Raw genomic sequence first — 12,577 nt, forward strand, 5'->3', positions numbered from 1 at the left:
GATGATGGCTTTATCTTTCTTGCTTGGGCTATTCTCACATGGAGGTTGTCTTTTATGCCTTTACTTTGAAAGTCTTGCGAAAAAAACAAGCACCTCCGCTAAGAGGTGCTTGCCTGTTCTATTTGCTGTAAACTGCATTGGAAAGCAGGCGGAAAAGATAATCGGTATGATCCCTGAAGCCTGCTTCGATTCCCATAAGCGTGACGTCCTTGGATTGGTCCTTGATGATGACAGCCTGTCCCTGGGCGGCCTGGTGATTTTTCCAATGCCCTGCCATAAAGAATTCGCTGCTGTTTTTAAAAGAAGCTGCCGTTTCATAACCATCCGTATTGGTGTACCAAACTGGGCCGTATACAAATCCGTAATCACTCTCATTGTAGCCTTGAGTCAGGGCGCTATGATTATAATCGACTCGAACAATCCCATTGCTGTCAGGGTTTCCTTTGTTGATGGTCACATTGGTCAGCCCAAGCGTTTTTGTGGCACTTGCTGCTCCAGAACCAATAGCGATATACTTCCCGCCTCCATTAACAAAATCAGTAATGTTCTTTTTCAAGGCTTGGAATTGTGCTTCGTTTTCCAATCCGAACTCCGCGTTTGCTTTGCTGTTTTTATAGGAAATGAGATTGGATGTTCCGTTATAGAAAAATACATCAGTATTGCCAAGTCCTTGAACTGCGAGATCTCTTGGTGCGAGTTCTCTCACGTTAAAGCCCAGCCGTTCAAGGGCAAGCTTTGTTCCGGAGTGGGACTGAGTTTTGCCCATTCCTCCATCTTTTAAAATGGTGACATGCAGCTGTTTTACGTTTTGGGCTTGATTAGGAATGGCAGCACTTTTGACGATCAGTCCAGACTTTCTGACGAATTGCATAAGATCATGGTTCACTCTGCTTTTAATGTAAAAAGAACCGTCTGTCCCGCGTTGGACTGCGTAGCCTCTGTTGATCAGCTTGTTCGCAAGTTCAACTGATTTTACCGATGTGTTCGGAATTTTGTATGGCCCTTTCCCGATGAGCTTGCCCTCATCATGTGTCTTCCTTACCTCTTGCAAGGAGAAAATAATCTTGCTGTCAGCTGGCACCTGGATAGCCTCAAATCCCCATAGCTCAGGAAGGCTCCAGGCTGAGATGTCATACATGGCTGGAGTATCGTCCGTAATGTCTTCTCCATCCCAAAGCATCGTGTTGGCCAGTCCCGCTTTCGCCTGGCTCATGTTCACGATGTACGTACCGGCAGGATAGGTCTTGCCATTAAAATTGAACGCTTTTTTTGATTTGCTTACTTCAATATCATTTTTCATGAGATGGCTGACTGCTTTTTCTGTTGCCGTAGCATCTTTAGGATCAGAAGGCAGGATATAGGCTTTCGGGAAGAATCCTTTTTTATGGAATGGATGATCAAAGTTGATGCCCCGCTTAAAGACTTCAATCTGGTCTTTCACCATGCTGGTTTTATGCTCGCTGGCGTAACTTAAAGCTCCCATCACTGCATCATAATGCCACTTCACACCATCCCAGTCGTTGGTCGGCGTCTCAAGCGTATATCCGTAGGATCCGTGATACATGGCATACATCGGTGTAAAGATCGGCGGATAATCATCCCAGCCTGCCGTGTCATCCCTCTGCGGTATGTAGGCACCCGTCATGTTCTGGTAATCTACTTTTGATGTAGAAGTATTCGTGTTCTTATAGTCTTTACGGTTGCTGACGATTTCAGACTCCATCGCTTTCGCCTGGTTCATCGCCCACTTGGAGAAAAGGTCATACTCATAGTTTGGATTATGAGGCGGCGTACACGGCTCGATCAGCCCCGGTTTATCCGGACCGCCATAATCCTTCACATAACCATGAAGGTCGAGAAACACCATCGGGTTCCACTCTTTAATCAGGGAGACCATCGCTTGAGTTTCCGGCTGGGATTGGGTAATAAAGTCGCGGTTTAAATCAATGCCATTGCCGTTAAAACGAGTAGCGTCGATCCGCCCATCCGGGTTGGCCACTACATTAAAGATAAGGATCTGATTCTTGAGGATCTGCTTTGTGTCTTTGTCGTTGTTTTTCGCAAACCGTTCAATGAGCTGAAGTACGGCATCTGATCCAGCAAACTCGGTTCCGTGGATGGATCCGTTGATCATGACAGGCACCTTGACGTCCGGATGCTTGTCAATAAAGGCTTGAGCTTTTTCGGGATTCTTAAACATCTCTTTTCTCAGTTTCTTGTAAAATCCTAATTGCCCTTTTGCTTTTTGGTCAGCGATCGTGACCACATACATATCCCGGCCGTTTGCTGATTTCCCGTACTTGGTGACCGTCATCCGATGGCTTTGCTTCTGAATCTTCAAAAGCTGCTGGCCGATCTTTGAGTATTTCGTAAAGCTATAGTTCTCGCTGTTGAATAGGCTTCCGTCTTTTTCAGTTTGAGTTTCAAAAGTATTGACATTGTGCCATTTAACTGGTGCTTTACCAGGTGATTCTGCCAATGCCGCATATGGTGCTCCCAGAATACTGAGTCCGATCAGCCCTGCTGCTGCCTGTTTCTTAATTCCCATCTTTTAATCTCCCCTTTTCCAAGAAATGAAAAATATCACTATATTCATAGTATCGTATATTTATTCGACAAAACATCTGTAGAAAGCCCTAATTTGCATAAATGGTGCCTGGCACCGACAAAGAAGCCTATATTAATTTACTAAAACCTAAAAGGAGAGTTATTGATATGCCTAAAAAAATTCTGATGATCACATCTCTATTTTTTCTTCTTTTATTAACTGCGTGCAATGAGGAAACCCGTGCTGTTGAAAAGTTAAAAGAGGAAAATCCAAGGGATATAAAAAAAGTAGCTGAGGCCTTTCCAAAAGATGTTCAAAAAGAATTGGAAGCTCCAACGAAATTTCCTTTCAAATCTAAAAATGCCGACTTAACTTTTGCAAGTGAGCCTGCGGGAGATCCGAAAGGGAAAATTATTATGACAGAATTTATATTTGGCAATGGAGTCGACTCCGTTTTGCATGCCACGACCTATCATAATAAAAACACAAGTTTTGATTCAGACGGCAAGAAGCCTAAAACGGTTAAGTTAAAAGACGGAACGAAAGCAACCATAGTAAATAACAGCAAGACTTCAAAAGTAATCCGATGGAAAAAAGACGGCCTTTATCACTCCATCATGCTGATTAAATCACCTAAAAGCAAAAAAGAATATTCGATTAAAGACATCGTAAAAACCGCAGATTCCATGCATCACTGATCCATTCTTTCAGAGCACCGATTTTTTTTGGTGCTTTTTCCATTTCTTGCTTTAAACTAAAAGTAAGAATGAATAAATCAAAAGGAGGCCGCTATGGACCGTCTTACCGATCATTTAATCGTTATCTCGTTCGACTGTCTTTCGTCACTGGACTTCCCTATGCTTCAGGAGCTTCCCCATTTTGCCGAACTCCTGCAGAATGGATCATATTGCAAGAATGTTGAATCAATCTATCCATCTGTCACCTACCCTTGCCATGCCACGATCGTTACCGGTAATTTTCCCAACAGGCATGGCGTTGTGAATAATACCTATCTTCAGCCTGGCCGGCCCTCCCCTGACTGGCATTGGCACCGACGGCATATTAAAGGCACAACCCTGTATGATGAAGCGAAGAAAGCGGGCATGACGACGGGAGCCCTTTTATGGCCGGTAACCGCCAAGGCTGAAATGGATTACAACATGCCAGAGATTTTCGCCAACCGTCCTTGGCACCATCAGATACCTGTCTCTCTTTTTAATGGAAGCGTCAACTATCAGCTCGAGATGAACCGCCGTTTTGGCCATATCCGAAAAGGGCTTAGTCAGCCTTCGCTTGATGATTTTGTCCTGGAATCAACCGTCCATACCATTCAAACAAGAAAACCGCAGCTCTTGCTCGTTCATTTTACCGATCTGGATACAAATCGACATTACCATGGCTTTTCTTCAGATGAAGCGATGGATGCACTCCGACGACACGACGCTCGGCTCGGCCGGATCGTAAAGGCTCTCAAGGAGAGCGGTATTTATGATCAATCGACCATTGTGGCACTCGGTGACCACAGTGCCCTCGATGAATCCATTGCCATCCAGCCTAATATCTACTTCAAGGAACAAGGACTAATTACCGTTAATAACAGAGGAAAAGTAACAAATTGGAAGGCATACTGCCATAGCTGCGACGGCTCGGCATATATATACATAAGAGACAACAATGATCATGACACAAAACAGAAGGTTCAACAATGGCTGCAGGAATTATCACAAGATGAAAGCAGCGGAGTTGAACAGGTATTAACTGGAGAAGAAGCCGGAGCCAGAGGTGCGGATGCGCATTGTGATTTTATGCTGGAGGCACGAAGGGGTTATTATTTTAAAGAAGCGCTGAACGGCGGCTTCCTGCATCGCATTACAGCTGAGGATGTGAAGGCAAAGCGATACACCTGGGGTTCCCATGGCTACTCGCCTGAAAAGGAAAACTACTGTACGTTCTTTGCAGCAGCAGGCAAGGGAATTGTCCCTAATCAGGCCATTCCGTCCATGCGCCTCGTGGATGAAGGACCAACATTTGCCCGTCTTCTTGGTCTTCATTTAGGGAATACAGACGGAGCGGCTGTTGAAGGATTATTAACGCTATAGGGAGAAATAAGAAGCGGAAAGAATGAAAATGGAAATAAAAAGGGGATAAGTGGATGAAGCGTTTCTCGAAGGAAGAAAGCAGCTGGATGTTTTATGATTGGGCTAACTCTGCGTATTCGATTATCATCACAACCGCTGTGTTTCCGCTTTTTTATAAAGCGGCCGCGATGAAAGCCGGTGTAAGTGGTGCTGATTCTACTGCGTACCTGGGCTATACGATTGCCATTGCGACCTTTATTCTGGCCATGCTTGGACCTATCCTCGGAACGATCGCGGACTATCAGGGAATGAAAAAGAAGTTCTTCACCTTCTTCTTTGCACTGGGTGTCGTCTCGACTGCTGTCCTTGTTTTTGTTCCAATTCAGCACTGGCTCCTGTTATTGATCATCTACACGCTCACAGCACTTGGATTTAACGGTGCTTTAGTTTTTTACGATGCGTTTCTTATCGACATCACGACGGAAGAACGGATGAACCGTGTTTCCGCCCGTGGATTTGGGTTAGGGTATATCGGTAGTACCATTCCTTTTCTCATCAGCATCGCCATCATTATTCTTGCTCAAAAAGAAGTGCTGCCCTTCTCTACTGCTGCCGCAAGCAAGATCGCCTTTCTTATTACCGCATGCTGGTGGGCTCTGTTTACGATCCCAATGTTTAAAAATGTTCATCAAAAATATTATGTTGAGCAGGAACCTTCTCCTGTAAGAAATAGCTTTAAACGCCTTGGCAAAACCCTAAGGGAAATCAAACAATATCGTTCTCTATTTCTTTTCTTACTCGCCTACTTCTTTTATATTGATGGAGTCGGCACCATTATTTCCATGTCGACCGCATACGGAACAGATTTGGGAATCAGTTCAACCAGTCTGCTCATCATTTTGTTTGTCACCCAGGTTGTTGCTGCACCATTTGCCATTCTGTACGGCAGACTTGCTGAAAAGTTTACAGGTAAAAAAATGTTGTACGTGGGAATTGCTGTTTATATCATTGTCTGCATTTATGCCTATTTCTTAAAAACAACGCTCGATTTTTGGATCCTGGCAATGCTGGTCGGAACGTCACAAGGAGGGATCCAGGCGTTAAGCCGTGCTTATTTTGCGAAGCTTGTACCGAAAAAGAACGCCAATGAATTTTTCGGATTTTACAACATCTTTGGAAAGTTTGCTTCCATACTTGGGCCATTGCTGGTCGCTGTCACCGCTCAGGTAAGCGGCAATTCAAGCAGCGGCGTGTTCAGCCTGATTCTGCTTTTTATTATCGGCATGATCATCCTCGCTTATGTCCCTGAGACAAGAGCAGATGCTATTGATCAGTTTGATGAAAAAAAGCAAACAAAAATAACATAATTTCCCGGCAACTACACATAATAATCGCGATATTCATTGAATATCACCCTTGTTTCTTAGGGTCTACTCTTAACGGATGAGGTGAAAAGCAATGAGTTACAAAGATCATTTAGATCCCCACTCAGGTAAGTTTCACCACAATTGGACGCGGCCGAAACGTTCAAAATCTCAAGTAAATGGACATACTGAGATGTCTCAGAACAACATTATCTTGAGAAGCAACGCTAAAGCCCACCACTGGTAAGGATTGCGAATAAGAAACAAAAAAAGAAGGCCACAGCGCCTTCTTTTTTATATTTTTCTGCATATAAAAGGATTGAAGCTTTCTTTAGAAAGAGGAGATCTGATGGATCCTAACACCAGAACTGTGAGAGTATTTATCGCCAGTCCCTTCTTTGATAAGGAGCAGCTGGAACGAATTCAAAGGCTTGAGAATGCCTTAACCCGAAATCCATATGTCTCGGAATTCTATTCTGCCCGCTTCCACCAAAATCAGCAATATCCATGGGGATCCAAGGGATGGAGAAAAGTTGTTTTTAACCTTGATCTCTATTATCTGCGAAGAGCGGATGTAGTAGTTGTCATTCACGATTACGAAGGATTATGTACTGACAGCGGAACGGCATTCGAACTTGGCTATGCCTTTGCCTTTCAAAAACCGATCATCCTTATTAAAGAAAAAACAAGTGTGCCAAATCTTATGTTGATTGAGAGTCTCCATGCCTATTTGACGAAAGCCGACGATATTGCTTCGTATGATTTCCTGCGAATGCCGCCACTTTCATACGAAGGACCATTAATTTAACCTGCTCGTCCAAGCAAATACTAGAATTCACCATATGATAATAGAGAGAAGAGAGTTATATTCTCTTTTCTCTATTATTCAGTTATTGGGGGATGATTGAATGTCAAGGCGTAACAGGAAAAAAGTCAAATGCAGAGTGAGAACTAGGCGTACAAGCGGTGGCCGCCGTGTTACCGTTATTAAATGCAGAATTAAAAACAGAAGAAGACGCAGATCCAGCTCATTTTAACCTTACAGGGATGCTACCAATTTTGGTGGCATCCTTTTTTATTTTTTTCTTTACCTTAAGCTTACAAATGCTTCACTCTTTCGTAACTATACCTTCATAATGCACTGTTAGTCTAACACTGCACTACGATAAAGGAGGTTGTTCAATGAAAGTTTTGAAATCACTTATCATGTTTTTTACCATATTTTCTTTCGCTATTCCTGTTACTCAAGCTCATGCCATAAGCGGCGGTGAGAGCCAGGATGGAGGGATTGGAAATTCAGAGCACTATCTTGATCAGGATTCCAGCATGACAGCAGATCCCAAAATTAAAAACATCATCTATCCGCTGATGTCTACACCAGCCATTAAGAAAAAAGGCAGCAGTTTCACTATACAAGTGGATACACAAGGGAAAACACCTTCAGGATGGGGTATGAAACTTCAGGAGAACACGGCTTCTCAGGTTGATGGAGAGTATGCCCTTCCAGTGACAAAGGTTGAGAAAGGTACATCTTATTGGAAAGACAGCTCATCGATTTACAATGTTACAGTCACGATTCCCGATGACATCCCTAAAAAACTTTACGATTTAAATATTTCTTATTCGGCCGACGGCGCTCCAGTGAGTGATGAAGAACCGAATTCAGTAAAAGTTGTGAATGAATTTAAAAAGGATTTTCGTTTTATTCACTTAACGGATATCCATGTCGGTTCTCCCCGTAATCTAGCTAAGCCGGAAGATGCTGCGGAGGCTGGATTTTGGACTCCTGATGAGTCCAAAAGGTGGCTGTACCTGCAAAAGACCATTCGGGAGGTCAATCTGCTCAAGCCCGATTTCGTCGTACTAACCGGAGATTTAATGTTTGGGCAGATGAATCCTAAAGAATATATTTATGAGTATAAAGAAACGTACCGCATGCTGAAAAAATTTAATGTACCAGTCTATGTTGTACCAGGCAACCATGACTATTATGCACAGGACGCTACATTAACCGATGGCGCAAAATATTGGGAACAATACTTTGGACCGCAGTATTTCTCCTTTGATTATGGCCCTTATGCCCATATGATCGGATATAACTCGTTTGACTGGGATAAGTTTGACCGGCAAGGACATGGTTCCGTATCTGTTCCAACATGGGGCGGACAAGTGAGGCAGCAGCAGGTGGACTGGATTAAAAACGACCTTGCAAAAAATGCTGAAACTGCCGATGCAGAACAAATAAAAGGTCTCTTCTCCCACCACAATCCATTATGGCGGGACCGTGATATCTGGCCTTCGAGCGATTCACAGGTTGCAGATTATTGGAAGAATTACGATGCTAAGCATGACCCGCAAAATCTTACTACATTGCTGCAAGGAGAAGTCCTTGGCCAAAAGTATGATCAGCAGTGGCACGGTGAAGGCGCTCAGCAGATGATTGATTTAATGAAACAGTATCATGTGAATTTATCGCTGCATGGACATACACATATTGACAACATTACGAAAAAGGATGGCATTTTATACTCTACAACCTCTTCCATTGAGCTGACCGGGCAGCCATGGGTAGGTTACCGAATTTTTCAAAAGAATCCTGCTAGCCCTGATTTTAGTTCCTATATCTACGAAGGAACAGAGCGTTCTACGCCTGTCTATCAAAATGGGAATACAGCAGCGGGCACGGTTTCTTTTGAGGCCAATTACACCCAGCCAAATGACGGAACCCAAGGAAAACAGACCGTTACAGCTGTAAATCGTTTGAACAAAGAAGTAACATTGAACATTCCTTTATATATGAAACCTGGCATCTACAGCTCCACAGAAGGTGAAATCACTGAAAGTAAAGCATATGGACTGAAGCAATGGATGGAAGTAAAAGTTACCGTCCCTGCGAACTCCAGCAAGGACGTCACCATCCAGGCAAAATAAAAAGTTTTGCTTTAAAAGACCCGAATACATTCTTCGGGTCTTTTTGTGGTTTTCTTTTTATCTTTCAAGAGTCTTTACTTTGACTTTTTGTCTGCCATTCCTGGCGGAGTCAGCTGTTCTTTTTGTCTTACTAAACGGGCTGCTCCACCCTCTGAAGCATCGTACCGTTCTTTTCAAAGTTGATATGCCAGGACAGCGCTTTTTCCAGGATGTGAGGCGTTTGTCCTCCTCGTTTCTTCGCTTCCTCATAATAGGCCGATAACTGCTCGCGGTACATCGGATGGACACAGTTTTGAATAATCTTTTCCACACGCTCTCTAGGTGCAAGTCCACGCAAATCCGCATAGCCCTGCTCTGTGACAATCACATCCACATCATGTTCATTATGATCCACATGTGATACGAACGGAACAATGCTTGAAATGTTGCCGTTCTTGGCAATGGATTTGGTCACAAAAATGCCGAGGCGGGCATTGCGGGCAAAATCACCGGAACCTCCTATCCCATTCATCATTTTCGTTCCCATCACATGAGTAGAGTTCACGTTTCCGTAGATATCCAGCTCCAGTGCGGTATTGATTGAAATAAGCCCCATTCGGCGGATCAGTTCAGGGTGATTGGAAATCTCCTGCGGCCTGAGCATCAGCCTGTCACGGTATTTTTCAAAGTTAGAAAAAACCTTGTCCATCTTATCCGAGGATAAGGTGATTGAACAACAAGACGCAAAACGTACTTTATCCGCATCCAGCAGATCGAAAACCGCATCCTGAAGCACTTCTGAATAAACCTCCAGATCGGTAAACTCTGAATCCAGTAATCCATGAAACACGGCATTGGCGACCGATCCAATACCGGATTGAAGCGGAGCAAGTTTATCTGTCAGACGGCCAGCCTTGATTTCTTCCCGCAAAAAAGAGATTAAATGCTGCGCCATGATGACTGTTTCATCATCCGGTTCCACAATAGTTGACGGGGAGTCGAGTTGATTCGTAAACACAATCCCTTTAATTTTATCCACATCTACTTTCATACCGGGTACTCCGATTCGGTCGTCCGGCTTTGTCAATGGGATGGGCGAACGTTCCCCTTGTTTTTCCGGTTCATAAAGATCATGAATACCTTCTAGTAATTCAGTCTGTGCTGTATTGATTTCTACAATTATATTTTTTGCGTGCTGTGAGAAGACCATGGAGTTGCCGATCGATGTCGTTGGAATAATCATTCCGTCTTCGGTGATTGCAACCGCTTCCAGAATAGCGTAGTCAATAGGTTTCAAAACATTGGAGCGAATCCATTCTGACGTATGCGACAAATGTTGATCAACAAAATGAAAGTCTCCCGCGTTAATGCCTTTTCTCATAGTTGCATCGGCCTGGAAAGGAAGACGTTTATTCAGCATGTTCTTCTCCGCAAACAGTTTATCAACATCTGAACCTAACGAAGCGCCTGTATAAACATTCACTTTCAGCGGTTCGTGTTCTGCCCGCTTTGCCAGAGCAAACGGAACGGCTTTCACATCTCCTGCCCGTGTAAAGCCGCTCAAGCCAAGGGTCATCCCATCATGGATCCACGAGGCAGCTTCCTCTGCTGAAACAATCCGATCAAGTAAGCGTTGATCTCTAATTCTATTGTAAACGCTTTCCATTCTCTTCACTCCTATCTCGCTCTTTTCATAAGTGTAGCAAAGGATCATTATCGGAAGAAAAGAAGTGGATAAAATCACGAAAAATTAGGATAAAACAGAACATTCAGTTCTTGAAACAGAAAAAAATCCGCCTAGAATCCAAGCAGATTTCTGAAATAACTTGCATACGACTGGCTGACGGGAACCTGATCTCCGTTTTTCATTGAAAGTAAAAATGTGGAGTGGGTTTCCGGATAGATCTCCCGGATGTGATGAACATTGACGATGAACGAGCGATGGCATCGGACAAAGTCATCTTTCGGTAAAAGAAAATCAAATTCATTCAGCGTATCCTTATGACTGCCAGTATGTTTTTCACCGACCACATACGTCTTTCGTTCCTTCGCCTCCAAATAAAGAATATCTGCGAACGGAATCGGAATCCAGCCATCCTCGCTTTTTACGGTAACGACCGTCTTGCCGCTCGTTAATGCCGGAAAGATAGCGGTGACACACCCCTTCAGCTCTCCTTCATCCATCAAGGGGACCGCCATTCCGTAATATGGGGTGCCGAAAATATCACGGTTAATAAATTGCGATACTTTTTGTTTGGAAACCAGCGCTTTATGTGTAATGGTGCCTTCTTTAATTCCATCACCCGGCTTGATCTTCAGGTTGATCCTTTTGCTTGGCTGGTAGTAAATATAATGGTCTGTATCTGTTACTGCAATAGAAGCTTCATGTGAAAACAGGTCACTGATTACGTCAAGAAGTGCCGATGTTTTAAAAGGCTCCATGGCTCACACCTTTTCTTTGTTTAGCTTAGCTTCTTCTTATTCTATCATGAAAAAAGAGAACGGGTTTCCGCTCTCTCTTCACCCTTATTCTTTTTCCGTAAGCTCAAGAGCAAAGTCACCAACAGCGGTCTCTTTGTACAAATCAGTGATAGACGTAGAATATTGGCTGATTTCAGCTCTGAATCGGAGGTCCTTTTCAGGGACTTTTACTTCAAAATCGTTTTTGTAGAGAAGCGTCGTAATGTCGTGATACTCACTATGCTCTACTTTAAACTTGAAACGGATCTTTTTCAGTTGACTGGCTGTAGTCGTAAGATGCAAATCTGTTACATCAAATTTCCTATCATTGAGAATGACGGTATTCAATATGATAAACAACTCCTAAAATGGATGACTGCCCTTAAATGCTGCAGGAGCCGTCAGAGCATTGATCATCCTTATTTTCTTTCTTCTCACTGCTGCTAATCACTTGGATCGAGCTGTTTTGCTGTTCTTCTTCCTGCACCTTTTCGAGGACTTCGGTAAAAACAGCTTCCGGCTGTGCGCCTGATACACCATACTTTTGATTGAAAACGAAGAAAGGAACACCGGTTATCTTAAGTTGTGATGCTTCCGCCTCGTCTGCACGGACATCGTCTGCGAATTTCCCTTCTCTTAATACAGCAAGTGTTTCTTCCTGATCAAGACCGGCTTCTGCCGCAAGCTTCGCCAGTGTTTCATGCTCACTGATATCAAGGGCTTCGGTAAAATAACCTTTAAGGATACGTTCTGTCACTTCTTTCAGCAGTCCCTTTTGTTTGGCAAAATGAGAAACCCGGTGGGCATCAAAGGTGTTCGTCGGTTTCATATTTTCAAAATCATAGGTTAAGCCAACTTCTGCCGCTCTCTGTGTCATCTGATCATTCATTCCTTTTGCTTGCTCATAAGACATGCCGTACTTTTCAGCCAAAACGGTATGCATGTTTTTATTTGTTTCATTTTTGAAAGAAGGATCGAGTTCAAAACTCCTATAAATGACTTCTACGTTTTCACGGTCTTCAAAGCCGTTCAGCGCGTTCTCAAAACGTCGTTTTCCAATATAACAAAATGGACAAACATAATCTGACCATATTTCAACTTTCATAGTTTTACCCCCTATTTACGTTCAACTATTCCCTATTGTATCCATAATCAGCGAATCATGCAGAAATCCTGCTCAAAAAAGCCAATTGAAACGGGAAGATTCCTCTGTCCGG

The 12,577-nt window shown here is 43.4% G+C and carries 12 protein-coding genes; 7 read left to right on the forward strand and 5 right to left on the reverse strand.

All coding sequences use genetic code 11. The annotated features are described in order from the left end of the window. Nucleotides 1-118: 118 nt before the first annotated feature. The gene (locus LCY76_RS16705; protein WP_248253557.1) at nucleotides 119-2,548 is read right to left on the reverse strand and encodes a M14 family zinc carboxypeptidase; all 2,430 of its coding nucleotides are present in this window, start codon (nucleotides 2,546-2,548) and stop codon (nucleotides 119-121) included. 167 nt (nucleotides 2,549-2,715) lie between these two features. Here LCY76_RS16705 and LCY76_RS16710 point away from each other — a divergent pair, with 167 nt between their 5' ends. The 7 genes from LCY76_RS16710 to LCY76_RS16740 all read left to right on the forward strand — a co-directional run bounded on the left by LCY76_RS16710 (nucleotide 2,716) and on the right by LCY76_RS16740 (nucleotide 8,921). Further along, the gene (locus LCY76_RS16710; RefSeq protein WP_248253558.1) at nucleotides 2,716-3,246 is read left to right on the forward strand and encodes a hypothetical protein; all 531 of its coding nucleotides are present in this window, start codon (nucleotides 2,716-2,718) and stop codon (nucleotides 3,244-3,246) included. Between the two features lie 93 nt (nucleotides 3,247-3,339). Next, nucleotides 3,340-4,647, forward strand: coding sequence for an alkaline phosphatase family protein (locus LCY76_RS16715; RefSeq protein WP_248253559.1), 1,308 nt, complete (start codon nucleotides 3,340-3,342; stop codon nucleotides 4,645-4,647). 53 nt (nucleotides 4,648-4,700) lie between these two features. Beyond that, entirely contained in the window at nucleotides 4,701-5,993 is a 1,293-nt protein-coding gene (locus tag LCY76_RS16720; RefSeq protein ID WP_248253560.1) for an MFS transporter, read from the forward strand. A gap of 91 nt (nucleotides 5,994-6,084) precedes the next feature. Then, complete coding sequence (locus LCY76_RS16725) at nucleotides 6,085-6,237, forward strand: YpzG family protein (RefSeq protein WP_082316169.1); 153 nt, start codon at nucleotides 6,085-6,087, stop codon at nucleotides 6,235-6,237. Between the two features lie 102 nt (nucleotides 6,238-6,339). Then, entirely contained in the window at nucleotides 6,340-6,798 is a 459-nt protein-coding gene (locus LCY76_RS16730; RefSeq protein WP_248253561.1) for a nucleoside 2-deoxyribosyltransferase, read from the forward strand. 158 nt (nucleotides 6,799-6,956) lie between these two features. Next, nucleotides 6,957-7,127 (forward strand): hypothetical protein, encoded by a 171-nt coding sequence (locus tag LCY76_RS16735; protein ID WP_248253562.1) that lies wholly within the window; start codon nucleotides 6,957-6,959, stop codon nucleotides 7,125-7,127. 45 nt (nucleotides 7,128-7,172) lie between these two features. Continuing rightward, nucleotides 7,173-8,921, forward strand: coding sequence for a metallophosphoesterase family protein (locus LCY76_RS16740; RefSeq protein WP_248253563.1), 1,749 nt, complete (start codon nucleotides 7,173-7,175; stop codon nucleotides 8,919-8,921). Nucleotides 8,922-9,051: 130 nt separating this feature from the next. Here the strand turns inward: LCY76_RS16740 and scpC are convergent, their stop codons facing one another. From scpC to LCY76_RS16760, 4 genes are all read right to left on the reverse strand, one after another. Next, complete coding sequence (gene scpC, locus LCY76_RS16745) at nucleotides 9,052-10,566, reverse strand: succinyl-CoA:acetate CoA-transferase ScpC (protein WP_248253564.1); 1,515 nt, start codon at nucleotides 10,564-10,566, stop codon at nucleotides 9,052-9,054. A gap of 131 nt (nucleotides 10,567-10,697) precedes the next feature. Beyond that, a complete protein-coding gene (locus LCY76_RS16750; RefSeq protein WP_248253565.1) occupies nucleotides 10,698-11,342 on the reverse strand; it encodes a LytTR family DNA-binding domain-containing protein in 645 nt (214 codons plus the stop codon). An 84-nt stretch (nucleotides 11,343-11,426) separates the two neighbouring features. Next, the gene (locus LCY76_RS16755; protein ID WP_248253566.1) at nucleotides 11,427-11,708 is read right to left on the reverse strand and encodes a DUF3219 family protein; all 282 of its coding nucleotides are present in this window, start codon (nucleotides 11,706-11,708) and stop codon (nucleotides 11,427-11,429) included. A gap of 34 nt (nucleotides 11,709-11,742) precedes the next feature. After that, nucleotides 11,743-12,465 (reverse strand): DsbA family oxidoreductase, encoded by a 723-nt coding sequence (locus tag LCY76_RS16760; protein WP_248253567.1) that lies wholly within the window; start codon nucleotides 12,463-12,465, stop codon nucleotides 11,743-11,745. Between the last annotated feature and the right edge of the window lie 112 nt (nucleotides 12,466-12,577).

The sequence above is a fragment of the Fictibacillus marinisediminis genome (genome assembly GCF_023149135.1).
GTDB lineage: Bacteria > Bacillota > Bacilli > Bacillales > Fictibacillaceae > Fictibacillus_C > Fictibacillus_C marinisediminis.

What these genes read in the sequence shown, in the direction of transcription:
- LCY76_RS16720 (WP_248253560.1), top strand. Translation starts at nt 4,701, where the DNA reads ATGAAGCGTTTCTCGAAGGAAGAAAGCAGCTGGATGTTTTATGATTGG.
- LCY76_RS16715 (WP_248253559.1), top strand. Translation starts at nt 3,340, where the DNA reads ATGGACCGTCTTACCGATCATTTAATCGTTATCTCGTTCGACTGTCTT.
- LCY76_RS16705 (WP_248253557.1), bottom strand. Translation starts at nt 2,548, where the DNA reads ATGGGAATTAAGAAACAGGCAGCAGCAGGGCTGATCGGACTCAGTATT.
- scpC (WP_248253564.1), bottom strand. Translation starts at nt 10,566, where the DNA reads ATGGAAAGCGTTTACAATAGAATTAGAGATCAACGCTTACTTGATCGG.
- LCY76_RS16740 (WP_248253563.1), top strand. Translation starts at nt 7,173, where the DNA reads ATGAAAGTTTTGAAATCACTTATCATGTTTTTTACCATATTTTCTTTC.
- LCY76_RS16725 (WP_082316169.1), top strand. Translation starts at nt 6,085, where the DNA reads ATGAGTTACAAAGATCATTTAGATCCCCACTCAGGTAAGTTTCACCAC.
- LCY76_RS16710 (WP_248253558.1), top strand. Translation starts at nt 2,716, where the DNA reads ATGCCTAAAAAAATTCTGATGATCACATCTCTATTTTTTCTTCTTTTA.
- LCY76_RS16730 (WP_248253561.1), top strand. Translation starts at nt 6,340, where the DNA reads ATGGATCCTAACACCAGAACTGTGAGAGTATTTATCGCCAGTCCCTTC.
- LCY76_RS16750 (WP_248253565.1), bottom strand. Translation starts at nt 11,342, where the DNA reads ATGGAGCCTTTTAAAACATCGGCACTTCTTGACGTAATCAGTGACCTG.
- LCY76_RS16760 (WP_248253567.1), bottom strand. Translation starts at nt 12,465, where the DNA reads ATGAAAGTTGAAATATGGTCAGATTATGTTTGTCCATTTTGTTATATT.